The 21,417-nt window shown below is 58.6% G+C and carries 22 protein-coding genes and 1 other annotated feature; of the genes, 13 read left to right on the top strand and 9 right to left on the bottom strand.

What is annotated here, in order from left to right; all coding sequences use genetic code 11:
• Window positions 1-137 precede the first annotated feature (137 nt).
• Window positions 138-1,565, top strand: coding sequence for an N-acetylglucosamine-binding protein GbpA (gene gbpA, locus ACJ8PE_RS08780; protein ID WP_197779813.1), 1,428 nt, complete (start codon window positions 138-140; stop codon window positions 1,563-1,565).
• 52 nt (window positions 1,566-1,617) lie between these two features.
• On the top strand, window positions 1,618-2,136 hold the full coding sequence (locus tag ACJ8PE_RS08775) for a cytochrome b (RefSeq protein WP_197793439.1): 519 nt from the start codon (window positions 1,618-1,620) through the stop codon (window positions 2,134-2,136).
• A gap of 281 nt (window positions 2,137-2,417) precedes the next feature.
• On the opposite strand, the gene ACJ8PE_RS08770 is transcribed toward ACJ8PE_RS08775, so the two are convergent.
• The 3 genes from ACJ8PE_RS08770 to ACJ8PE_RS08760 all read right to left on the bottom strand — a co-directional run bounded on the left by ACJ8PE_RS08770 (window position 2,418) and on the right by ACJ8PE_RS08760 (window position 3,553).
• Window positions 2,418-2,621 carry an HHA domain-containing protein gene (locus ACJ8PE_RS08770; protein ID WP_004940313.1) on the bottom strand — a complete coding sequence of 68 codons (204 nt, stop codon included), beginning with the start codon at window positions 2,619-2,621 and terminating at the stop codon, window positions 2,418-2,420.
• Window positions 2,622-2,671: 50 nt separating this feature from the next.
• A complete protein-coding gene (tomB, locus tag ACJ8PE_RS08765; protein WP_004940312.1) occupies window positions 2,672-3,040 on the bottom strand; it encodes an Hha toxicity modulator TomB in 369 nt (122 codons plus the stop codon).
• 159 nt (window positions 3,041-3,199) lie between these two features.
• Window positions 3,200-3,553 (bottom strand): hypothetical protein, encoded by a 354-nt coding sequence (locus tag ACJ8PE_RS08760; RefSeq protein ID WP_047572432.1) that lies wholly within the window; start codon window positions 3,551-3,553, stop codon window positions 3,200-3,202.
• Between the two features lie 397 nt (window positions 3,554-3,950).
• Between ACJ8PE_RS08760 and ACJ8PE_RS08755 the strand changes: the two genes are divergently transcribed.
• From ACJ8PE_RS08755 to ACJ8PE_RS08745, 3 genes are read left to right on the top strand one after another with little or no spacing between them, the layout of a single operon-like run.
• Window positions 3,951-4,664, top strand: a complete 714-nt coding sequence (locus tag ACJ8PE_RS08755) for a metal ABC transporter ATP-binding protein (protein WP_197761791.1) — start codon at window positions 3,951-3,953, stop codon at window positions 4,662-4,664.
• Window positions 4,661-5,518 (top strand): metal ABC transporter permease, encoded by an 858-nt coding sequence (locus tag ACJ8PE_RS08750; RefSeq protein ID WP_197793441.1) that lies wholly within the window; start codon window positions 4,661-4,663, stop codon window positions 5,516-5,518. Before ACJ8PE_RS08755 ends, ACJ8PE_RS08750 begins: the two co-directional genes overlap by 4 nt.
• Before the next feature lie 25 nt (window positions 5,519-5,543).
• Window positions 5,544-6,422, top strand: a complete 879-nt coding sequence (locus tag ACJ8PE_RS08745; RefSeq protein WP_042783804.1) for a metal ABC transporter solute-binding protein, Zn/Mn family — start codon at window positions 5,544-5,546, stop codon at window positions 6,420-6,422.
• Between the two features lie 105 nt (window positions 6,423-6,527).
• Here ACJ8PE_RS08745 and ykgO read toward each other — a convergent pair whose 3' ends face one another.
• The 4 genes from ykgO to sdeX form a co-directional block, all read right to left on the bottom strand.
• Complete coding sequence (gene ykgO, locus ACJ8PE_RS08740) at window positions 6,528-6,668, bottom strand: type B 50S ribosomal protein L36 (protein ID WP_004940304.1); 141 nt, start codon at window positions 6,666-6,668, stop codon at window positions 6,528-6,530.
• 12 nt (window positions 6,669-6,680) lie between these two features.
• A complete protein-coding gene (locus ACJ8PE_RS08735; protein ID WP_123061424.1) occupies window positions 6,681-6,935 on the bottom strand; it encodes a type B 50S ribosomal protein L31 in 255 nt (84 codons plus the stop codon).
• 186 nt (window positions 6,936-7,121) lie between these two features.
• Window positions 7,122-10,268, bottom strand: coding sequence for a multidrug efflux RND transporter permease subunit SdeY (gene sdeY / locus ACJ8PE_RS08730; RefSeq protein ID WP_033651107.1), 3,147 nt, complete (start codon window positions 10,266-10,268; stop codon window positions 7,122-7,124).
• A 17-nt stretch (window positions 10,269-10,285) separates the two neighbouring features.
• Window positions 10,286-11,473: a multidrug efflux RND transporter periplasmic adaptor subunit SdeX gene (gene sdeX, locus ACJ8PE_RS08725; protein WP_033642108.1), complete on the bottom strand. Its 1,188-nt coding sequence runs from the start codon at window positions 11,471-11,473 to the stop codon at window positions 10,286-10,288.
• A 142-nt stretch (window positions 11,474-11,615) separates the two neighbouring features.
• Between sdeX and acrR the strand changes: the two genes are divergently transcribed.
• The 3 genes from acrR (at window position 11,616) to mscK (ending at window position 16,120) form a co-directional block, all read left to right on the top strand.
• Window positions 11,616-12,275: a multidrug efflux transporter transcriptional repressor AcrR gene (acrR, locus tag ACJ8PE_RS08720; protein WP_033642109.1), complete on the top strand. Its 660-nt coding sequence runs from the start codon at window positions 11,616-11,618 to the stop codon at window positions 12,273-12,275.
• Window positions 12,276-12,286: 11 nt separating this feature from the next.
• Complete coding sequence (locus ACJ8PE_RS08715; RefSeq protein WP_042783805.1) at window positions 12,287-12,640, top strand: DsrE/DsrF/TusD sulfur relay family protein; 354 nt, start codon at window positions 12,287-12,289, stop codon at window positions 12,638-12,640.
• Window positions 12,641-12,793: 153 nt separating this feature from the next.
• Window positions 12,794-16,120, top strand: a complete 3,327-nt coding sequence (gene mscK, locus ACJ8PE_RS08710) for a mechanosensitive channel MscK (protein ID WP_442536749.1) — start codon at window positions 12,794-12,796, stop codon at window positions 16,118-16,120.
• Between the two features lie 31 nt (window positions 16,121-16,151).
• Here mscK and rsmS read toward each other — a convergent pair whose 3' ends face one another.
• Both rsmS and priC read right to left on the bottom strand, forming a co-directional pair.
• A complete protein-coding gene (rsmS, locus tag ACJ8PE_RS08705) occupies window positions 16,152-16,331 on the bottom strand; it encodes a pleiotropic regulatory protein RsmS (protein ID WP_016928837.1) in 180 nt (59 codons plus the stop codon).
• 108 nt (window positions 16,332-16,439) lie between these two features.
• Window positions 16,440-16,976, bottom strand: a complete 537-nt coding sequence (gene priC / locus ACJ8PE_RS08700) for a primosomal replication protein PriC (RefSeq protein ID WP_197761799.1) — start codon at window positions 16,974-16,976, stop codon at window positions 16,440-16,442.
• 134 nt (window positions 16,977-17,110) lie between these two features.
• On the opposite strand from priC, the gene ACJ8PE_RS08695 reads away from it, so the two are divergent.
• The 5 genes from ACJ8PE_RS08695 (at window position 17,111) to recR (ending at window position 21,338) form a co-directional block, all read left to right on the top strand.
• Entirely contained in the window at window positions 17,111-17,491 is a 381-nt protein-coding gene (locus ACJ8PE_RS08695; RefSeq protein ID WP_016928835.1) for a DUF454 family protein, read from the top strand.
• 268 nt (window positions 17,492-17,759) lie between these two features.
• The gene (gene apt, locus ACJ8PE_RS08690; protein ID WP_019454166.1) at window positions 17,760-18,311 is read left to right on the top strand and encodes an adenine phosphoribosyltransferase; all 552 of its coding nucleotides are present in this window, start codon (window positions 17,760-17,762) and stop codon (window positions 18,309-18,311) included.
• Between the two features lie 92 nt (window positions 18,312-18,403).
• Entirely contained in the window at window positions 18,404-20,362 is a 1,959-nt protein-coding gene (gene dnaX, locus ACJ8PE_RS08685; RefSeq protein ID WP_197761801.1) for a DNA polymerase III subunit gamma/tau, read from the top strand.
• Window positions 19,695-19,759: a sequence feature (DnaX frameshifting element), on the top strand. Its footprint overlaps the gene before it by 65 nt.
• Before the next feature lie 41 nt (window positions 20,363-20,403).
• Window positions 20,404-20,733, top strand: coding sequence for a YbaB/EbfC family nucleoid-associated protein (locus ACJ8PE_RS08680; RefSeq protein ID WP_004940264.1), 330 nt, complete (start codon window positions 20,404-20,406; stop codon window positions 20,731-20,733).
• On the top strand, window positions 20,733-21,338 hold the full coding sequence (gene recR, locus ACJ8PE_RS08675; protein ID WP_004940263.1) for a recombination mediator RecR: 606 nt from the start codon (window positions 20,733-20,735) through the stop codon (window positions 21,336-21,338). The genes ACJ8PE_RS08680 and recR overlap by 1 nt, the downstream gene beginning before the upstream one ends.
• Window positions 21,339-21,417 lie beyond the last annotated feature (79 nt).

Genomic DNA, 21,417 nt, shown 5'->3' with positions numbered 1-21,417 from the left:
TTAGGTTTTATTATTTTAATGCATTCTAAGTGCCGGGCGTTCAGGGCTTCTACTTATTATTCCTCTCGCGGTATCGCCGCATCTCTTTGAGTTTCTTCTCACTCAGTTGGAATCCAATAAATTTAACTGGAGTCGTAATGAAATTATCCAAAATCGCCCTGATGATGGCAGCGCTCACTGCCTCCTCGGCCGCCTGGTCGCACGGTTATATCGAAGTGCCCGAGAGCCGCGCTTACAAGTGCAAGCTGGGCAGCAACACCGACTGCGGCCGAGCGCAGTGGGAACCGCAGAGCGTCGAGCAGGTTTCCGGCTTCCCTGGCGGCGCGACGCCGCGCGACGGTCAGCTGGCCAGCGGCGGGGTGGGCGGTTTCGAGCCGCTGGATCGTCAGGGCGTCAACGTCTGGGCGTTGAACACCATGAAGCCGGGACCGCAGACGTTCACCTGGTACCACACCGCCAAGCACAAAACCAATAACTGGCGTTATTACATCACCAAACAAGACTGGGACGTGAATAAGCCGCTGTCGCGCGAGGCTTTCGAAAAAGAGCCGTTCTGTGAAGTCGATGGCCATGCTCAGGCGCCAAAAGATCGCGAAGTGCACCAGTGCGTAGTGCCGGAGAGAACCGGCTATCAGGTGATTTATGGCGTGTGGGAAATCAATGACACGGTGAACAGTTTCTATCAGGTGGTTGACGTCAACTTCGAGGACGACGGCGTCGTGTCCGAATGGCGCAAGCAGCTGCAAGGCTCTCTCACCGGCAAAAACCTGCAGGTTGGCGACAAGGTGATCGCCCGCTTCTTCGATGCGGACGGTGAAGTGCTGACGATGAAAACCGAGCTGGCGATCGACAGTGAGGCGCTGACCGACAAAAACCGCTGGAGCCACGCGTTGGCCAGCAAGATCAACGCCGAACAGAAAGCGGTGCGTGCCGGGGTGAAAGACGCTAAAGGCAACGTCAATCCGGTGTTTGGCAATAATGCGGTCTTCGCCAAACAAGGCAGCACGATGAAGAGTGTGGTGATCTCCTATGAGGAAGAAACGCCGGCTATCACCGAAGAGATCCGCATCGGCAACCTGTCCAGCACCAAGATCAAGGACGGTAAAGCTCAGCTGACCTTCAATGCCGAGGTTAAAGGCAAATTGACCGTTGAAGCGCGCGTTTACGATCACGGCCAGACGGAAAAAGGCTACGTGAAAGAGACGCTGGAAGACGCCAGCCAGCCGCTGACCATCGCGCTGAACAACGTCAGCGAGGGCCACCACATGCTGAAAGTGATCGCCAGCAACGACAATGGGCAGAGCATTCAGCCGGATATCGAAAACTTCAATCTGGAAGCTGAATCCACCGGCGGTGGCGGCAATGGCGACTACAACTTCGTCTTCCCGAACGCGCTGAGTAAATACACCGCCGGTACCACGGTGCTGCAACCGAAAGACGGCAAGGTTTATCAGTGCAAACCTTTCCCTTACAGCGGTTACTGCATGCAGTGGAACAGCGGCGCGACGCAGTTTGAGCCGGGCGTGGGATCCAACTGGCAGGACGCCTGGGTCGTGAAAAAGTAAGTGCGAATCGGATAGTCAAGCGGCCAATGATGGCCGCTTTTAAAGGAGCTTTATGTCACACGAACCTGCCCGTTACGATCTTTTCAGTCGGTTACTGCATTGGGGCATTGCCGCCGTGATGATCTACGTCATGATCGTGGGTTATTCACTGCATTTTATGACGGATGCGCGCATCTTCGCCTTTTTCTCCGTGACCAATATGTCGTTGGCCTTGGTGCTGACACCGCTGATGGCGGCGCGCTTTATCTGGCGTTTTTTTCGGCCTAAAGTGCCTTATGGCAATATGCTGCAAGGGCGCGAGAAGGGGTTGGTGCATTTGCTGCACGAAATATTCTACCTGCTGATTTTCGTGGTGTTGCTTAGCGGCTTTCTCATGCTGGAGCACGGCTTTGCGGTTTTCGGCGCGATCGATTTTCCCCGTCCGATTGCGAATCTTGAGGTTAATCGTTTCTTTTTCGCCGTGCACCGTTATTCATGCATCGCGCTGTCGGCCATGATTGTGCTGCACATCGCGGCGGTGATTAAGCATCACTGTTTCGCCCGGCGGGCGATTTTGCGCCGTATGCTCTGAGCCTGGCGGTGATGGATCACGCCGCCCGGCGCGGCGGCGTGGCAGCGATGGCCTCAGGGATATTCGCCGCGATTTGCACCACACAGGCAATGTGAGGCGAGCGTCTTCACGCGTGAATAGCGTTAAGGCGTAATACCCCGGGCATTAACCGAGAATTGTTGCTATTTATTATTAACGGCAAAGATGAGCGTAATTAACATTTCGTTGTCAATAGGAAAATGACCTATTCAACTTGAACATTGAAGCCGATAAAAGCATCGGCTCAACGCGTTGGGGGCTGATTATCTGACATATTTCCAAACGGAGGTGGGGATTTTGTCATACAGCTTGTTCATGGTCAGCTCCGCCAAACGATGATCGGCGGCTGAGTAAAACAGCTCCAGTTCATCATCGGAAAGCTCGTACTTATTTTTTTCAATAACACGTTCGAGAGTATCAATCGTGGTGCATTTACGTAAACGCATCAGATAGTCGGTTTTAGTCATGGTGGCCTTTTAGTTTAATAACCGTAAAATAGCTCGGGAATAATTATCCCCTAAGTTTTCATTGTCGTACAGATGTCCTCTCCTGAGAACATTCTGAATAATCTCGCCTTGGTTTTTTGCCAGCGGCGCAGGTCGGAATCATTGATACCGTAGCTGCTGAACAGCGTATAGGTATCGTCGAGATATTCCTCGACTAACTCCGACAAATCGGATTCGTCCATGTATTTAATTTTATAACTCATCACAAACGAAGCGATATGTTCGATCAACTCATTAAGCTGAAGGTTGACGGAGGATGTCGGATCGTTGACCCACCCGTGGTGGCTGTCTCCCAGGGTGGCGATACCTTCATCATACAAATTTTCGCACAAGAATTTGAGTTGAGCAATGTCGTGTCGCTTAGGCGAATACTCATCCATATCATCCCCTCCGTAAGTCTTAATGGCGGTGTTGATAACACTATGTGAGTAAGCTGATTTACATCATGAACGGAGGCAGCTTAACGGTGGTTAAATAAACTTCCCGTAAAATGAATATAAATCATTTTTTCGCGTTTGGCCTGCAGTTATTACGTAAACTTACAATTCATCCGCGGTTGATGGGCGTGAGTTATCAATGATGTCGAAGATTAAACCCCGTTGCGCCACGCGGAACCGGACGCTATCGCTGATCGTGTCTTCGCTGTTGATATCCAGGCAAGCATTAAAAATGCCCCACTTATAGCGATAACTCATTGAATAATCGCTGTCACCTTGTTGCACTATATCAAGTATTTCTAATGAATCTTCGGCATAGCGTGCGCTTTCAGAATAAAAACTGAGTCCGCTGGTCAGCGCCGGCACTAACTCCGCAATATTGTCATTAATCACTTTCTTTAATTTTTTAACAGAAAGTGCGTTGACGTCCAGGTTACAGGCAAGGGTAACAAGCATTAATCTCGGCCAACAACAATGTTATCTGCTCATCTTACTCCTTTTCCACTCGCGCCGGTAAATTTTTCGATTTACCGCTGTTTTTTTACCTTCCGCCAACATTTTTGCCGAACGGGAATATCCCAAGGGGGTGAGGGGGGAGACCTGCTGCGCGACGAGCTGTTACGTTCCGTTGCATTAATGAGTCCGGCAACGCTTGAGACAAGTTATTTATTGTGATGTTATATTGTAACTACAAATCTGCTGCTTTGGTTATTCCCTTGATTCCCACTTCGCAAAATGACGCCGCGTCGTCACTGAATTCGTTGTTCACCACCTCTGCGGCCCTGCGCTGCGCGGGCGCTATCGTTTTGTTGGCTCTGCTGTGGCTCGGCATTTTTTGGGCGGTGTCGCTGCCATGATTTCATTACGTCAGCTGGCGATAGGCTATGGCGCCACGCCGCTTTTCCCGCCGCTGAGCGGGCAGTTTAGCGCCGGTTCGTTAACCGCGGTGGTGGGCGTCAACGGGGCAGGGAAATCGACGTTGCTGAAAACGCTCGCCGGTTTGTTGCCGCCCTTGGCGGGTCGCCTGGACTTTAGCGGTGAAAAGCCGCTGCGCAAGGCTTATTTACCGCAGCAGGCGGAGCTGGATCGGCAATTCCCGATCGCGGTGAGCGATCTGGTGGCGATGGGATGTTGGCCGCAAAGCGGCATGTTCGGTGGTATGAACCAGCGTGCGGCGAGCCAGGTTAATGAGGCGCTGGCGAGCGTCGGCATGAGCGCGCTGGCGCACAGTCCGGTGGGTGAGCTCTCCGGCGGCCAGCTGCAGCGGGTGCTGTTTGCGCGCCTGTTGGTCCAACAGGCGCCGTTGATCCTGCTGGATGAACCCTTCACCGGCATCGACAGCGCCACTACGCAGATCCTGCTGCAGGTGATCGCGCAGCTGCACCAGCAGGGGAGAACGGTGATCGCCGTCCTGCATGACATGTCGATGGTCGCCGAGCATTTTCCGCAGGTGCTGTTGCTGACCCCGCAGGCGTGTCATTGGGGCGCGGCCGAGCGCGTGCTGGAACAGGTGCCGCGGTATCTCGCCGCCGAACGGCAGCCGGGCCTGCGGGTGGTGGCGCCATGATGCTGTTGCATGGGCTTATCGACCCTTTTCTCTCTTTCGGTTTTATGCGCCGCGCATTGATGGCGTGTCTGGCGCTATCGCTCAGCGCCGCCCCGCTGGGGGTGTTTCTGTTGCTGCGCCGCATGAGCCTGGTGGGGGATGCGTTGTCCCACGCGGTGTTGCCCGGCGCGGCAATCGGTTATCTGATTTCCGGCATGTCGCTGGTGGCCATGGGCGTGGGCGGCTTTATCGCCGGGCTGGCGGTGGCGATGTTGTCCGGCCTGGTGAGCCGCCGCACGCCGCTGAAAGAGGACGCCAGCTTCGCCGGATTCTATCTGGGGTCGCTGGCGCTCGGGGTCACGTTGGTCTCGCTGCGCGGTTCCAGCGTGGATCTGCTGCACGTGCTGTTCGGTTCGATTCTGGCGGTGGATGCGCAGGCGATGCTGATGGTCGGTGCGATCGCCACGGTGTCGCTGCTGGCGCTGGCGGTGCTGTACCGCGCGTTGGTGATCGAGTCCTTCGACGTCACTTTCCTGCGCGTTAACGCGCCGCGCCGGTTGGCGCTGATCCACGGCCTGTTTTTGGCGCTGGTGGTGGTCAATCTGGTGGCGGGGTTCCAGATCCTCGGCACCCTGATGTCGGTGGGGCTGATGATGCTGCCCGCCGCCAGCGCACGCTTCTGGGCGCGCAATCTGCCGCAGATGCTGGCGGTGGCGATGGGCATCGGCGCGCTGTCCAGCCTGATTGGGCTGGTGTGGTCCTACTACGCTTCGCTGCCTGCCGGTCCGGCGATCGTGCTCAGCGCCAGCGTCATCTTCTTTGTCTCGATCCTGTTTGGAACGCGTGGAGGCATTTACGCCTTTGCGCGCCGTTGAGAAGTGCCATTTGCAAGGAGAAAATATGAAACGTTTACCTATATCGCTGGCGGTCGCTGCTCTGCTGGCCAGCCCATTGGCGATGGCGAAGACCGTCGACGCCGTCGCCAGCTTTTCCATTCTGGGAGATATCGTTAAACAGGTAGGGGGCGATCACGTCAAGGTTAGCACACTGGTGGGGCCGGATGGCGATCCGCACAGCTTCGAGCCTTCACCGCAGGACGGCAAGACGTTGGCGCAGGCCGACGTGGTGTTCGTCAGCGGCCTGGGGCTGGAAGGGTGGATCGATCGCCTGGTCAGCGCTTCGGGTTATAAAGGACAGGTGATTACCGCGTCACAGGGCATCAACACCCGCCAAATGGAGGAGGACGGCAAACCGATTACCGATCCCCACGCCTGGAACAGCATGAAAAACGGCGTGCAGTACGCCACCAATGTGATGAACGCCCTGATCGCCGCCGATCCCGAGGATGCCAACTATTTTCGCCAGCGCGGCGCCGAATATATTCAGCAGTTGCAAAAGCTGGATCTGTGGGCCAAAACCCAGTTCGCCGCTGTGCCGCCGCAGAAACGTAAGGTGCTCACCAGCCATGATGCCTTTGGTTACTTTGGGCAAGAGTATGGCGTCACCTTCCTTGCGCCGGTCGGATTTTCCACCGAGGCCGAAGCCAGCGCCAGCGATGTGGCCGGCCTGATCAAGCAAATCAAACAGGAAAAAGTTAACGCTTACTTTATCGAAAACCAGACCGATCCGCGGCTGGTGAAACAGATTGCCGCCGCCACCGGCGCCAAGGCGGGCGGCGAGCTGTACCCTGAAGCGCTCTCGCGCGTGGGCGGCCCTGCGGCCACCTATGAGCAGGCGTTCAAGCACAATGTCGACGCGCTGCTGAGCAGCATGAAGTAATCTCCGCCCCCGCTTGCCGGCGGGGGCAGCTTGCAGGTACTTTCTCGCCATAAAAAAAGCCCCGTTGAGCAGCAACGGGGCTTTGCGACAGATGACACTTTGGAGTTAACGCTTTTTCTTACGTCCCTGTACCGCTTTGAATCGCGGATTGCTTTTACAGATCACATAGATGCGGCCACGACGACGCACGACTTTGCAATCCGGATGGCGATTTTTCGCCGAACGCAATGAACTCAATACCTGCATGGGGTTTCCTTGTTACTTATTGCCGATAAAGCGGCCAAAGCGCTGCTGGAAGCGCGCCGTGCTGCCTTCTTTGGAATAGTCTTTCTGCTTGCCGGTGTAATACGGATGCGAAGCGGAAGAGACGTCGAGGGTGACATACGGCCAGCTTTCGCCGTCCAGCTCGATGGTGCGATCGGTTTTGATGGTCGATCCCACTTTGAAGTAGGTGTTGGCGCTGACGTCGTGGAACACCACGGTGCGATAATCGGGATGGATGCCGGGTTTCATAATGGCTCTCTCATGTAATGTTATACTATAACAACAATTATGCGCCGACCGGGCATCACGATCAAGCGTAAATTGCACACACGAGTGAATTAATGAGAACGGTTTGCATTAAACAACTGAAGCAAAAGAAAAAGGCCGCATGCGCGGCCTTTTCGATTATCGGGTAGAGCTCCCTTCACTGAACGATCAGTGATGCTCTACCGGGTGGCTGTGTTCCAGGTCTTCGTTCTTCTTGCTGAAGCGGCGGCGAACCACCACGAAGAACACCGGTACGAAGAAGATCGCCAATACGGTCGCGGTGATCATCCCGCCCATTACGCCGGTACCTACCGCGTTCTGTGCGCCGGAGCCTGCGCCGCTGCTGATAACCAGCGGCAGAACCCCGAGGATGAAGGCCAGAGACGTCATCAGGATTGGACGCAGACGCATACGCACCGCTTCCAACGTCGCTTCGATCAGACCTTTGCCTTCTTTCTCCATCAGATCCTTGGCGAATTCCACGATCAGGATGGCGTTCTTCGCCGATAGACCGATGGTGGTCAACAGCCCCACCTGGAAGTACACGTCGTTATTCATGCCACGCATCGTCGCGGCCAACAACGCACCGATAACCCCCAGCGGCAATACCAGCATGACCGAGAACGGCACGGACCAGCTTTCATACAGCGCCGCCAGACACAGGAACACCACCAGAATCGAGATGGCGTACAACGCCGGCGCCTGGTTGCCCGACAGACGTTCCTGATAGGACATGCCGGTCCAGTCGTAACCGATGCCGCTTGGCAGTTTGGACGCCAGCTGTTCCATCAGGTTCATCGCTTCACCGGTACTCTTGCCCGGTGCGGCCTGGCCCAGAATTTCCATCGACGGCAAGCCGTTATAGCGTTCCAGACGCGGTGAGCCGTATTCCCATTTCGCCGAAGAGAAGGCGGAGAATGGCACCATCTGGCCGCTGGTACCGCGCACGTACCACTTGTTGATGTCTTCCGGCAGCATGCGGAACGGCGCTTCGGCCTGTACGTACACCTTCTTCACACGACCGCGGTCGATGAAGTCGTTGACGTACGAGCCACCCAGCGCGGTGCTCAGCGTGCTGTTAATGGTGGTGATGCTCACGCCCAACGCCTTGGCTTTCTCCTGATCGACGATCAGTTTGAACTGCGGCGTATCTTCCAGGCCGTTCGGGCGCACGCCCACCAGCACGTCCGGATGCTGAGCAACCATGCCCAACAGCTGGTTACGCGCTTCGGTCAGTTTTTCGTGCCCCAGGCCGCCCTGGTCAATCAGCTCGAAGTCGAAGCCGGTTGCGGTACCGAGTTCGATGATCGCCGGCAGGTTGAACGGGAACACCAGGCCTTCTTTAATCTGCGAGAAGGCGCCCATGGCGCGACCCGCGATCGCTTCGACCTTGTTCCCGGCTCCCGGCCGCTCGCCCCAGTCTTTCAGGCTGACGAATGCCAGGCCGTTGTTCTGGCCGTTACCGTTGAAGCCGAAGCCCGCGACGGTAAACACCGAAACCACGTTGTCCTTTTCCTTGTTCAGGAAGTAGTCGGAGACTTCTTCCAACACCTTGTTGGTGCGGGATTCGGTGGCGCCGGCAGGCAACTGCACCATGGTCAACAGGATGCCCTGATCTTCATCCGGCAGGAACGAAGAAGGCAGGCGCAGGAACAGCAGGCCCATGCCAACCACGATCAGCAGGTAGATGATCAGGTAGCGGCCGGTGCTGCGCAGGATGTTGCCCACGCTGTCGGTATAGTGATGCGTGCTCTTCTCGAACATGCGGTTAAACCAGCCGAAGAAGCCCGTTTTGACCCCGTGATCGCCTTTCGGGATCGGTTTGAGCAGGGTGGCGCACAGCGCCGGCGTCAGGATCAAGGCCACCAGCACCGACAGCGCCATCGCGGACACGATGGTGATCGAGAACTGACGATAGATGGCGCCGGTTGAACCGCCGAAGAACGCCATCGGCACGAATACCGCCGACAGCACCATGGCGATACCCACCAGCGCGCCCTGGATCTGGCCCATCGATTTACGGGTAGCTTCTTTCGGCGGCAGCCCCTCTTCGGACATGACGCGCTCGACGTTTTCCACCACCACGATGGCGTCATCCACCAGCAGGCCGATCGCCAACACCATGCCGAACATCGTCAGGGTGTTTATCGAGAAGCCGAACGCCGCAAGGATCGCAAAGGTCCCCAGCAGTACCACCGGCACCGCGATGGTTGGGATCAGCGTCGCGCGGAAGTTCTGCAGGAATAGATACATCACCAGGAATACCAGGATGATGGCTTCGATCAGCGTTTTCACCACTTCGTTGATAGAGATCTTAACGAATGGGGTGGTGTCGTACGGATAAACCACTTTCATCCCTTGCGGGAAGAATGGCGCCATCTTGGCCAACTCGTCTTTCACACCTTTGGCGGTGTTCAGGGCGTTGGCACCGGTAGCCAGTTTGATACCCAGACCGGCGGCAGGCTTGCCGTTATAACGAGCGGTAACCGCGTAGCTTTCCGCGCCGCGCTCGATGTGAGCGACGTCGCGCAGGCGTACCTGGGAACCGTCGGTATTCACCTTCAGCAGGATCTTGCCGAACTCTTCCGGCGAAGTCAGACGGGTCTGCGCGATGATCGAGGCGTTCAACTGCTGCCCCGGCACCGGCGGCAGGCCGCCCAGCTGGCCAGCGGCGATCTGGTTGTTCTGCTCGGTGATGGCGGAGGTTACGTCCGTGGTCGTCAGCTGGTAGTTGTTCAGCTTGTTCGGATCCAGCCAGATGCGCATCGCGTACTGGGCACCGAACAACTGCACTTCACCCACGCCGGACGAACGGCTGATCGGGTCCTTGATGTTGGACGCCACGTAGTCCGCAATATCGTCCTGAGTCATGTTCGGATCGTCGGAAACGAAGCCGGCCACCATCAGGAAGCTGCTGCTGGATTTTTCTACTTTCAGGCCCTGCTGCTGAACTTCTTGCGGCAGCAGCGGGGTGGCCAGCGACAGTTTGTTCTGGACCTGAACCTGCGCGATGTCAGGATCGGTGCCGGACTCAAACGTCAGGGTAATGGTGACGCTACCAGAGGAATCACTGGTGGAGGACATGTACATCAGGTTATCGATACCGTTCATGTTCTGTTCGATAATCTGTGTGACGGTATCCTGCACCGTTTTGGCATCTGCGCCCGGGTAGTTGGCGGAAATACTCACCGCCGGCGGTGCAATAGTGGGATACTGCGCGATTGGCAGTTTCATTATTGCAAGCACCCCCGCCAACATGACGATGATGGCGATTACCCAGGCGAAAATTGGGCGGTCTATAAAGAACTTAGCCATGTATTACAGGCTCCTTTTTATGACTTCTGCGCTTCAGACTGCGGCTGTTTTTGCGCCTGAGTGTCAACTTCCTGCACTTTTACCTGCGCGCCCGGATGCACTTTCATCAGGCCGGTGACGATGACGCGATCGCCGGCTTTCAGGCCATCGGTAACCAGCCATTTGTCGCCAATCGCCTGGTCCGCCTTCAGCGTGCGCAGCTCAACTTTGTTGTCTGCCCCTACCACCAACGCCGTCGCGTCGCCGCGCGGGTTGCGGGTGACGCCTTGTTGAGGCACCAGCAATGCATCGCTGCGTACGCCTTCGTCCAGACGGGCGCGCACGAACATGCCAGGCAACAGCGTATCGTTCGGGTTAGGGAACAGGGCGCGAATGGTGATGGAGCCGGTGGTCTCATCGACGGTGACGTCGGAGAACTCCAGCGTGCCTTCCTGCGCGTATTCGGTGCCGTTTTCCAGCATCAGTTTCACTTTGGCCTTGCCGTTTTCCTGCTTCAGCGCGCCGCTGGCCAGTTCTTGCTTCAGGCGCAGGAAGTCGGTGCTCGACTGGGTGACGTCGACATACATCGGATCCAGCTGCTGCACGGTGGACAGGGCGGTTGCCTGGCCGTTGCTGACCAGCGCGCCTTCGGTCACGGCGGATTTGCCGATGCGGCCGGAGATCGGAGAGGTCACCTTGGTGTACGCCAGGTTGATGCGCGCGGTTTCCACGGCGGCCTTGGCGGCCACCACGGCGGCATCCGCTTGCTGCAGCGTGGACACGGCGTTGTCATAGTCCTGTTTGCTGATGTAGCTGGTGCCCAGCAATGGCTTGTAGCGGTTTACCGTCACGCGTGCGATGGAAGCGCTGGCCTGCGCTTTGGCCAAATCGCCTTTCGCGCTGTCGTAGCTGGCCTGATAGGTCGCGGGATCGATTTGGTACAGAGACGTCCCGGCCTTGATATCGCTGCCTTCAACGAAGTTACGCTTCAGGATGATGCCGCTGACCTGAGGGCGAACTTCGGCGATGCGATACGCAGCGGTGCGGCCAGGAAGATCGGTAGTGATATTGAGAGGCTCGGCCTTCAAAGTGACTACGCCCACTTCAGGAGCCTGCTGTTGGGCGCCTTGCTGTTGGGTTTCTTTATCGTTACATCCTGTTAGCACTAAGCTGCCTGAAAGCATCAGAACGGCCGCCAGAGGCGTTAACCCTCTGTTTTTGTTCATAGAAAAACCTCAAGTGTCCGATTTCAAAATGATCAATGGATCACAAGCTTTAAAACCCATTGCTGCGTTAATTATATGTGCGTGCTATGGTACATACATTCGCGAATGTATGTAAATCACACTCCCCCTAAATAACAATGCCATGGCACGAAAAACCAAACAGCAGGCGCAAGAAACCCGGCAGCAAATCCTCGATGCTGCGGTGAGAGAGTTCTCTGAACGTGGCGTTGCTGCAACGTCACTGACAGATATTGCCACCGCTGCCGGGGTTACGCGTGGAGCCATTTACTGGCACTTCAAGAATAAGGTAGACCTGTTTAATGAAGTTTGGGAATCTACCGAGCCGAAAATTGACCAGCTCGAAACAGAGTATCAGGCAAAGTTTCCCGATAATCCACTGCGGGTTATCCGGGAAATTCTGATTTACATTCTGACGTCTACGGTTGAAGACGGCCGCAGGCGGGCGTTGATGGAGATTATATTCCACAAATGCGAGTTTGTCGGTGAAATGATGCCGCTGCTGGATTCGCGCAAGGTGTTGTACCTCGCCGGCTATGAACGCATCGAAGCGGTGCTGTATAACTGCATTCACCACGAGCAATTGCCCGCCGATTTGCATACCCGCCGTGCGGCGATCATCCTGCGCGGTTATATCACCGGCCTGATGGAAAACTGGCTGTTTATGCCGGAAAGTTTCGATCTGCGGGCCGAAGCCGAAGCGCTGGTCGATGCGTTTTTGGAGATGCTGCAGTTTTGCCCCACCTTGCGCCTCAACCCCGACGTCGACCGCCTTCCTTTATAAGGAGAGATTTCATGTCATCAGTTGTTCTCATCGCCAACGGCGCCGCCTATGGCCATGAATCCTTGTTCAATGCGCTGCGGTTGGCCATCGCGCTGAAAGAGCAGCAAAGCAGTCTCGACCTGCGGCTGTTTCTGATGTCCGACGCGGTGGTGGCCGGGCTGGCAGGACAGCAGCCGCACGAAGGATACCATCTGCAGCAGATGCTGGAGATCCTCACCGCGCAGCAGGTGCCGGTCAAGCTGTGCAAGACCTGCGCCGACGCGCGCGGCGTCAGCCGCTTGCCGCTGGCGGACGGCGTGGAGATCGGCACGCTGGTCGAACTGGCGCAGTGGACGCTGGCGGCGGAGAAAGTGCTCACTTTCTGATTTCGCGACAACGGGACATCATCGGCAACGTTTTTGTTGTTCGTTGCCCGCCGGCGATCGTGATAATCTTCAGGCTTCTTAACCGATCCGAAGCTAAATCATGCATCGCTGGTTGACTCTGCCCTCTCTGACGCCGCGCTCGTTTGTCGGCGCATCGCCGCCGCGACACTCCTTTTCCTGATTTGCACGCTGAGCTTGCCGGTGCAGGCGGCGCTGAACGGCGATTTGCCGCAGCGCAGCGAAGTGCAAAGCCAGCTGGAAGCGCTGAACAAGCAAAAAGCCCTGACGCCGGTCGAAAAGCTGTCCCAACAGGATTTAACCCGCACGCTGGAGCTGCTGGACGCCATCGAGCGCAATCGGCAGGACGCGGCGCAGCTTAAACAGCAGGTGCAGCAGGCGCCGGCGAAACTCAGTCAGGTGACCGCCGAACTGGATGCGCTGAAGCAGCCGGTAGACAATGCGGCGGCGCGCGCCGCGCTGTTGCCGCTGTCGCTGCGCCAATTGGAAAGCCGGTTGTATCAAACGCTCGACGAGCTGCAAAGCGCGCAGGAGAGCCTCTCTACTTACAACAGCCAACTGGTGTCGCTGCAAACCCAGCCTGAACGAGTACAAAGCACCATGTACGCCGCTTCGCAGCGCCTGCAGGAGATCCGCAGCCAGCTCAGCGGCCAGACGCCGGGGCAAGATTCGCTGCGCAACAGCCAGCAGGTGATGCTGACCACCGAACAGGCGTTGCTCAACGCGCAGCTGGAGCTACAGCGCAAAAGTCTGGAAGCCAATACCACGCTGCAGGATCTGCTGCAAAAACAGCGTGATTACACCACGGCGCATATCGACGCGCTGGATCGCTCGGTGCAGTTGCTGCAGGAGATCGTCAACAGCAAACGTTTGACGCTGTCTGAAAAGACCGCCAAAGAGGCGCAGAACCCGGAAGACGCCACCGATATTCAGCACGATCAACTGGTCAGCAAGCAACTGGACGTCAACCGCCAGCTGAGCCAGCGGCTGATCGCCGCCACCGAAGAGAGCAACACCCTGTTCCAGCAGAACATTCGGGTCAAAAACTGGCTCGACCGCGGGCTGCAGGCGGAGCGTAACCTTAAAGAACAGATCCAGGTGCTGAAGGGCAGCCTGGTGCTGTCGCGCATCCTGTATCAGCAGCAGCAGAGCCTGCCGCAGGGCACGCTGTTGGCGGATATGGACACGCGCATCGCCGATTTGCGGCTGGAGCAGTTCGATATCAATCAGCAACGCGACGATCTGTTCAAAGGAGAGGATTACATCAACCAGCTGGTGGCCGAAAGCAAGGAAAAGGCCGGCCCGGAGGTGATCGACGCGTTAAACGAGATCGTCGATATGCGCCGCGAACTGCTGGATCAGCTGAACAAGCAGCTCAGCAACCAGCTGTCGCTGTCGATCAACCTGCAGATCAATCAGCAGCAGCTGACCAGCGTTTACGGTTCGCTGCAAGATACGCTGACCCAGCAGATTTTCTGGGTCAACAGCAACAAGCCGGTCGATCTGGCGTGGCTGAAGGCGATGCCGGAGGCGGTGCGCGATCAGATTGCCGGGCTCGATCTCAAATTCGACGGCGGCAAGCTGGTGCAGGGCGGGTTGAATGCGCTGGTGTTCCTGATCCCGATGCTGTTGGCGATCGGGGTATTGCGCTGGCGCTACCGGCTGATCGACGGCCATTTGCAAAAGCTGGCCAACGACGTGGGGCAACTTAAGCGCGACGGCCAACTGCACACGCCGAAGGCCATCGCGCTGACCTTGCTGAAAGTGTTGCCCGGCGCCGCGTTACTCCTCGGCGTCGGTTTCTGGATGTATCGCGCGGATTTCGGCATCAGCGACTTTATATGGGCATTGTCGCAGCAGCTGGCGCTGTCGTGGCTGGTGTTCGGCTTCAGCTATCGCATGCTGAAACCGGGCGGCATCGCCGAGCGGCATTTCAACTTCGGCGCCAACCTGTGCGCGCATTACCGCCGTCAGACGCTGCGGCTGGGGTTGGCGCTGCAGCCGTTGATCTTCTGGTCGGTATTGGGCGAGAAAGCGCCGCTGCGTCTGGTGGAAGACGTGATCGGCCAGATCGTGGTGATGTTGACGCTGGCGCTGCTCACGGTGCTGGTGTTCCCGCTGTGCCGCGACAGCTGGCGTGAAAAAGGCTCGCACGCCGTGCGGCTGGTGGTGGTCACCGCGCTGGCCGCCACGCCGCTGATCCTGCTGGGGCTGATGTTCGCCGGCTACTTCTATACCACGCTGCGGCTGGCCAGCCGCTGGATAGACAGCCTGTATCTGTTTTTCCTGTGGAATATCGTATACCTGACCGCGCTGCGCGGCCTGAGCGTGGCGGCGCGGCGTCTGGCTTACCGGCGCGCGTTGGCGCGGCGGCAAAACGTGGCGAAAGAAGGAGCCGAAGGCGGCGAACCGGTGGTGGAAGAGCCGCCGCTGGCGCTCGATCAGATCAACCAGCAGTCGCTGCGCCTGACCACCCTGGTGCTGTTCGCCATCTTCGCCAGCGCCTTCTACGCCATTTGGTCGGATCTGGTGACGGTCATCGCTTATCTGGACAGCATCACGCTGTGGCATTACACCAGCACCGTGGCGGGCAGCAGCGTGTCGCAGGCGGTGACGCTGGGCAACATGATGGTGGCGATCGCCGCAGTGATTGTCGCCTACGTGCTCACCCGCAACTTGCCCGGTTTGCTGGAGGTGGTGGTGCTGTCGCGGTTGCAACTGCGGCAGGGGGCGTCTTATGCCATCACCACCGTGCTCACTTACCTGATTACCGCCGTGGGCGCCGTGGTTGCGCTGGGATCGCTCGGCGTATCCTGGGACAAACTGCAATGGCTGGCCGCCGGTCTGACGGTCGGGCTGGGTTTCGGCCTGCAAGAGATCTTCGCCAACTTCGTCTCCGGCCTGATCATTCTGTTCGAACGCCCGATCCGCATCGGCGATACCATCACCATCGGCACCTTCTCCGGTTCGGTCAGCAAGATCCGCATTCGCGCCACCACCATTACCGACTTCGATCGCAAAGAGGTGATCATTCCGAACAAGGCGTTCGTCACCGAGCGTCTGATCAACTGGTCGCTGTCCGATACCATCACCCGCGTGCTGATCAAGGTCGGCGTGGCCTACGGCTCCGATCTGGACAAGGTGAAAAAGGTGCTGCTGCAGGCGGCGCACGACAACCCGCGGGTGATGACCGATCCCGAACCGCAGGTGTTCTTCCTCAACTTCGGCGCCAGCACGCTGGATCACGAACTGCGGCTCTATGTGCGGGAACTGCGCGATCGCAGCTACACGGTGGACGAACTGAATCGCTCAATCGACCGCTTGTGCCGGGAAAACGGCATCGACATCGCCTTCAATCAGCTGGAGGTGTATCTGCATAACCAGCAGGGCAATGAAGTGCAGGAAGTGAAAAGAACGCTATCGCCGGACGACGGCGGCCAGACGGCGGCGGATAAGCAATGAGAGGCGAAAGGGACAGCGGCGCTGTCCCCGGTTACTGTCCGGCAGGCAGATAGGGAGAGGTGACGCCGGCGCGCTGCAGCTTTTCCTGATAATCCCGTTTGACGATATCCAGCGCCGCCAGCGCGGTGGCCGGATCGATCTCGTTGCATTCCAGCAGGTAAATCAAGTCTACCGCCAGCTGCAGTTCGGGTGAGGCGTTTTCCAGAGACATAGCACCTGCGCTTATTTAATTAATGGGATGAATAACTCGGGTATCGGCAGAGTATAGTGAACCCGGCGCGCAACCGGGGAATAATCATTAAAATATTGTGATAAATCTTCAAAAACCGTTTTCTTTGCGCTCGATATTGCGCTCGATGCGCGCCAACGCCTGACGACAGCGCATCAGCCGCCCCTCCAGGGCCGCCAGCTCGTGCTGCAGCTTTTGCTGCGCCGCCAGCGTGGTCTGGCGCCCCAGCAGGCTTTCCCGATCCTGAATCATGGCGATCAGCCGGCGCTCGTAATCCTGATGCTCGGCCAACTTGTGGTAGAGATCGACCTCGGGAGCTTCCTTCGGCTGATTCTTGCGCCGCAGCGCCTGGGTCGCCAGCTCGCGCTGCAGGGCGGCGATCTGAGCCACCAGTTTTTCGGCCAGAAAGGCCACCTGGCTGGCGCGGCTGTCGTTAGCGGCGTTTTGCAGCTGGGCGAAGTTTTTCTCCACTTCGGCCAGGTAGTCGCGCAGCCGCGTGCCGCGGTTGGCGAACAGGGCGGCGTCGAACCGCGCCTGCGGGATTGGCACATCGCCGCGCGGGGTCACTTCGGCCGCCAGCGCCGCGATCTGCTGTGCCAACACCTGTAATAGACGCTGAGTGCTCACATAAGCTCCCTCTTGATTTCAACAGGCGTAAGCTTGCCCGCGATGCCGTCCTGAAACAAGCGCCGCATGCATATTCCGCCGGCGCGGCGCCGATGCTACAGTAAGCCGCAACCGATTGAGGAGCGAAGAACCGCATGACGCGTGGGTTATTGATCATTTTGGGCTGGTTGGCGGTGGTGCTGGCGACGTTGGGCGTGGTGTTGCCGCTGTTGCCGACCACGCCGTTCCTGCTGTTGGCCGCCTGGTGCTTCGCCCGCTCTTCGCCGCGCTTTCATCACTGGCTGCTGTACCGTTCCTGGTTTGGCCCTTATCTGCGCCATTGGCAGCAGCATCGCGCGCTGCCGCCGGGGGCGAAGTGGAAAGCGGTGCTGGTGATCGTGCTGACCTTCGCCTGTTCGCTGTGGCTGGTGAAAATCTGGTGGGTGCGCGGGCTGTTGCTGCTGATGTTGGCCATTTTGCTGACCTTTATGCTGCGCCTGCCGGTTATTGATCTGCCGCAACAAAAACAGCGCTGATTGTACCTTAAACTCCCCAATAGCTTTCAAGCCGCAGCCAGGCGACAAACGCAGGCATCCCCGGGAGCTTACTTAGGTAAGTAATGCGTGCGGTCAACAACGCTGCGGGTTGAAAGATGCAGGGGAGAGTTGCATTTGTCCGCCAGTTTGCATAGATTTGGGCGTTTTCGTGCGCGGATCGCCTGCCATTTTTTCTCCGGTGTGTTTCACCCAGGGGCGGCGGGTGAGCGGCGCGCCGGTTTTCAGGCAGCTTTATCAGGCAACAATTATGACCGCTACTGCGCAGCAGCTTCAGTTTATTAAAGACAGTATCAAAACCATCCCGGATTATCCGAAGCCGGGCATCCTGTTCCGCGACGTGACCAGCCTGCTGGAAAACCCGTTGGCCTACGCCGCCAGCATCGAGCTGCTGGTTGAGCGCTATCGCGAAGCGGGCGTGACCAAGGTGGTGGGTACCGAAGCGCGTGGTTTCCTGTTCGGCGCGCCCGTCGCTCTGGCGTTGGGCGTCGGTTTCGTGCCGGTGCGCAAACCGGGCAAACTGCCGCGCGCCACGCTCAGCGAAAGCTATGAGCTGGAGTACGGCACCGACAAGCTGGAGATCCACACCGACGCCATCACCGCGGGCGACAAAGTGCTGGTGGTGGACGATCTGCTGGCGACCGGCGGCACCATTGAAGCGACCACCAAACTGATCCGCCGTCTGGGCGGTGAAGTGAAAGACGCCGCGTTCATCATCAACCTGCCGGATCTGGGCGGAGAAGCGCGACTGAACAAGCTGGGCATCGACTGCTACTGCCTGGTGGACTTCGCCGGTCATTGATGCGGCATCGCCCCTTGGGCACAACGGCCTCGCGGATTGCCGCGGGGCTGTGTTAGCATGACCCTCCAGATTCCTCGACTTCTCCGGTATTAATGAGCTATCAGGTTCTCGCCCGTAAGTGGCGCCCTCAAACGTTCGCAGACGTGGTCGGCCAGGAACATGTCCTGACCGCGCTGGCCAACGGCCTCTCGCTGGGGCGGATCCATCACGCCTATCTGTTCTCGGGCACGCGCGGCGTGGGGAAAACCACCATCGCCCGCTTGCTGGCCAAAGGCCTGAACTGTGAAACCGGCATTACCGCCACGCCGTGCGGCCAATGCGACAACTGCCGCGAGATCGAGCAGGGGCGCTTCGTCGATCTGATCGAGATCGACGCCGCTTCCCGAACCAAGGTGGAAGATACCCGCGATTTGCTGGACAACGTTCAGTACGCGCCGGCGCGCGGCCGCTTCAAGGTCTACCTGATCGATGAAGTGCACATGCTCTCGCGCCACAGCTTCAACGCGTTGCTGAAGACGCTGGAAGAGCCGCCGCCGCACGTCAAATTCCTGTTGGCCACCACCGATCCGCAAAAATTGCCGGTGACCATTCTTTCCCGCTGCCTGCAGTTTCACCTCAAAGCGCTGGACGTCGATCAGATCCGTCAGCAGCTGGAAACGGTGCTGACGGCGGAGCAGATCACCAGCGACGCCCGCGCGCTGCAGCTGCTGGCGCGCGCCGCCGATGGCAGCATGCGCGACGCGCTGAGCCTGACCGATCAGGCGATCGCTATGGGGCAGGGGCAGGTGACCGCCGCCACTGTCAGCCAGATGCTCGGCACGCTCGATGACGAGCAGCCGCTGGCGATCCTCGAAGCGCTGGTCAGCGCCGACGGTGAAAAGGTGATGGCGCAGGTCGCGCAGGCCGCTTCGCGCGGTGTGGACTGGGAAAACTTGCTGGTGGAGACGCTGGCGCTGCTGCATCGCATTGCGATGGTGCAGCTGTTGCCTTCGATACTCGACAACCAATACGCCGCCGTGGAGCAACGGCTGCGCGAGCTGGCGCGCACTCTGCCGCCGGCCGATGTGCAACTTTACTACCAGACGCTGTTGGTGGGCCGCAAAGAGCTGGCCTATGCGCCGGATCGCCGCATGGGGGTTGAGATGACCCTACTGCGCGCGCTGGCGTTTCACCCGAAAGCGGTGATCCCGGAGCCGGTGGCGTTGGTGCAGACCGCGCCGGCGCCGATGGCGCAGCCGCAGCAGGCCGCATCGCCACAGCCGCCGCAGTTTCAGGACGCGCCGCCGCCGCTAGGGCAGCCGGCCGCGCCGCAGCGACAATCATCGACTCCTTTACCGGATGCCACCGCCCAGCTGTTGAAAGCGCGGTCCCAGCTGCAACGGCAGCAGGGAGCATCCACACCAAAAAAGAATGAGCCGGCGGCGCCAGGAATAGCGCGGCCGGCAAACTCGGCGCTGGGGCGTTTGGCTTCCGTGACCGAGCGCAGCCAGCAGCGCCTGGCGGAGAAGAAGGTGCCGGAAAAACCGGCGAAACCGGAAGCCTATCGTTGGCGCGCGCAGACCGAGCCCGAGGCGGCGCCGGAACCGCTGGCGACGCCGAAAGCGCTGCGCACGGCGTTGGAGCACGAGAAAACGCCGGAGCTGGCCGCCAAGCTGGTGGTGGAGTCGCTGGAGCGCGATGCCTGGGCGGCGGAAATCGATAAGCTTAAGATCCCGAAACTGGTGCAGCAGCTGGCGTTGAACGCCTTCAAGCAGCAGCCGGAGCCGGGCAAGATTAGCCTCCATCTGCGGTCTTCGCAGCGCCATCTGAATTCGCCTTCGGCGCAGAAGACGCTGGCCGACGCGCTCGGTGAGCTGTACGGCGGTCCGATCGAGCTGACCGTGGTGGAGGACGATAATCCGGCGGAGCGCACCCCGCTGGAATGGCGACAAGCCATCTATGAGGAAAAGCTGGCGCAGGCGCGCCAGTCCATCGAAGCGGATACCAACATTCAGACGCTGCGCCGATTCTTCGACGCGGATCTGGATGAAGAGAGTATTCGCCCCCTTTAAACGCTGCGCGATGTGCGCGGCCCTAGCGACGAGAGACGACTATGTTTGGTAAAGGCGGTCTGGGCAACCTGATGAAGCAAGCCCAGCAAATGCAAGAAAAAATGCAGCAGATGCAGGAAGAAGTCGCCAAATTGGAAGTGACCGGCGAATCTGGCGCCGGCCTGGTGAAAGTCACCATCAATGGCGCGCACAACTGCCGCCGCGTGGAAATCGATCCAAGCCTGATGGAAGACGACAAAGAGATGCTGGAAGATCTGATCGCCGCTGCGTTTAACGACGCCGCGCGCCGCATCGAAGAGACCCAGAAAGAGAAAATGGCCTCCGTCTCCAGCGGCATGCAGTTGCCGCCTGGCTTCAAGATGCCGTTCTGATGCAAACCAGCCCGCTCCTTGAATCCCTGATGGAGGCGCTGCGCTGCCTGCCGGGCGTCGGCCCGAAATCGGCGCAGCGCATGGCGTTTCAGCTGCTGCAGCGCGATCGCAGCGGCGGCATGCGCCTGGCGCAGGCGTTGACGCGCGCGATGTCGGAGATCGGCCACTGCGCCGATTGCCGCACCTTCACCGAGCAGGACGTCTGCACCATTTGCGCCAATCCGCGCCGCCAGCAAAACGGCCAGATTTGCGTGGTGGAAAGCCCGGCGGATATCCACGCCATCGAGCAGACCGGCCAGTTCGCCGGGCGCTACTTTGTGCTGATGGGGCATCTGTCGCCGCTGGACGGCATCGGGCCGGGCGATATCGGTCTGGATCGCCTGGAGCAACGGCTGGAAAAGGAAAGCATCACCGAAGTGATCCTCGCCACCAACCCGACGGTGGAAGGGGAGGCGACCGCCAACTATATCGCCGAGATGTGTGGCCAGTATGGCGTGCTCGCCAGCCGCATCGCCCACGGCGTGCCGGTGGGCGGCGAGCTGGAGATGGTCGACGGCACCACGCTGTCGCATTCGCTGGCGGGGCGCCACGCCATCAAGTTCTGATGTTTTCCCGGATGGGGCCGCCCGGCCCCATTGTTTTTTGCCAAAAATTTCCCGCCGTCCGCTTGAAAAACAAGACCCT

Source organism: Serratia sp. CY74737 (assembly GCF_052166775.1).
GTDB lineage: Bacteria > Pseudomonadota > Gammaproteobacteria > Enterobacterales > Enterobacteriaceae > Serratia > Serratia ureilytica.
This window is presented reverse-complemented; position numbering and strand designations above follow the sequence as displayed.

Bases quoted from the DNA above. Each gene is read 5' to 3' on its own strand.
- gbpA (WP_197779813.1), top strand. From the start codon at position 138: ATGAAATTATCCAAAATCGCCCTGATGATGGCAGCGCTCACTGCCTCC.
- ACJ8PE_RS08775 (WP_197793439.1), top strand. From the start codon at position 1,618: ATGTCACACGAACCTGCCCGTTACGATCTTTTCAGTCGGTTACTGCAT.
- ACJ8PE_RS08770 (WP_004940313.1), bottom strand. From the start codon at position 2,621: ATGACTAAAACCGACTATCTGATGCGTTTACGTAAATGCACCACGATT.
- tomB (WP_004940312.1), bottom strand. From the start codon at position 3,040: ATGGATGAGTATTCGCCTAAGCGACACGACATTGCTCAACTCAAATTC.
- ACJ8PE_RS08760 (WP_047572432.1), bottom strand. From the start codon at position 3,553: ATGCTTGTTACCCTTGCCTGTAACCTGGACGTCAACGCACTTTCTGTT.
- ACJ8PE_RS08755 (WP_197761791.1), top strand. From the start codon at position 3,951: ATGATTTCATTACGTCAGCTGGCGATAGGCTATGGCGCCACGCCGCTT.
- ACJ8PE_RS08750 (WP_197793441.1), top strand. From the start codon at position 4,661: ATGATGCTGTTGCATGGGCTTATCGACCCTTTTCTCTCTTTCGGTTTT.
- ACJ8PE_RS08745 (WP_042783804.1), top strand. From the start codon at position 5,544: ATGAAACGTTTACCTATATCGCTGGCGGTCGCTGCTCTGCTGGCCAGC.
- ykgO (WP_004940304.1), bottom strand. From the start codon at position 6,668: ATGCAGGTATTGAGTTCATTGCGTTCGGCGAAAAATCGCCATCCGGAT.
- ACJ8PE_RS08735 (WP_123061424.1), bottom strand. From the start codon at position 6,935: ATGAAACCCGGCATCCATCCCGATTATCGCACCGTGGTGTTCCACGAC.
- sdeY (WP_033651107.1), bottom strand. From the start codon at position 10,268: ATGGCTAAGTTCTTTATAGACCGCCCAATTTTCGCCTGGGTAATCGCC.
- sdeX (WP_033642108.1), bottom strand. From the start codon at position 11,473: ATGAACAAAAACAGAGGGTTAACGCCTCTGGCGGCCGTTCTGATGCTT.
- acrR (WP_033642109.1), top strand. From the start codon at position 11,616: ATGGCACGAAAAACCAAACAGCAGGCGCAAGAAACCCGGCAGCAAATC.
- ACJ8PE_RS08715 (WP_042783805.1), top strand. From the start codon at position 12,287: ATGTCATCAGTTGTTCTCATCGCCAACGGCGCCGCCTATGGCCATGAA.
- rsmS (WP_016928837.1), bottom strand. From the start codon at position 16,331: ATGTCTCTGGAAAACGCCTCACCCGAACTGCAGCTGGCGGTAGACTTG.
- ACJ8PE_RS08695 (WP_016928835.1), top strand. From the start codon at position 17,111: ATGACGCGTGGGTTATTGATCATTTTGGGCTGGTTGGCGGTGGTGCTG.
- apt (WP_019454166.1), top strand. From the start codon at position 17,760: ATGACCGCTACTGCGCAGCAGCTTCAGTTTATTAAAGACAGTATCAAA.
- dnaX (WP_197761801.1), top strand. From the start codon at position 18,404: ATGAGCTATCAGGTTCTCGCCCGTAAGTGGCGCCCTCAAACGTTCGCA.
- ACJ8PE_RS08680 (WP_004940264.1), top strand. From the start codon at position 20,404: ATGTTTGGTAAAGGCGGTCTGGGCAACCTGATGAAGCAAGCCCAGCAA.
- recR (WP_004940263.1), top strand. From the start codon at position 20,733: ATGCAAACCAGCCCGCTCCTTGAATCCCTGATGGAGGCGCTGCGCTGC.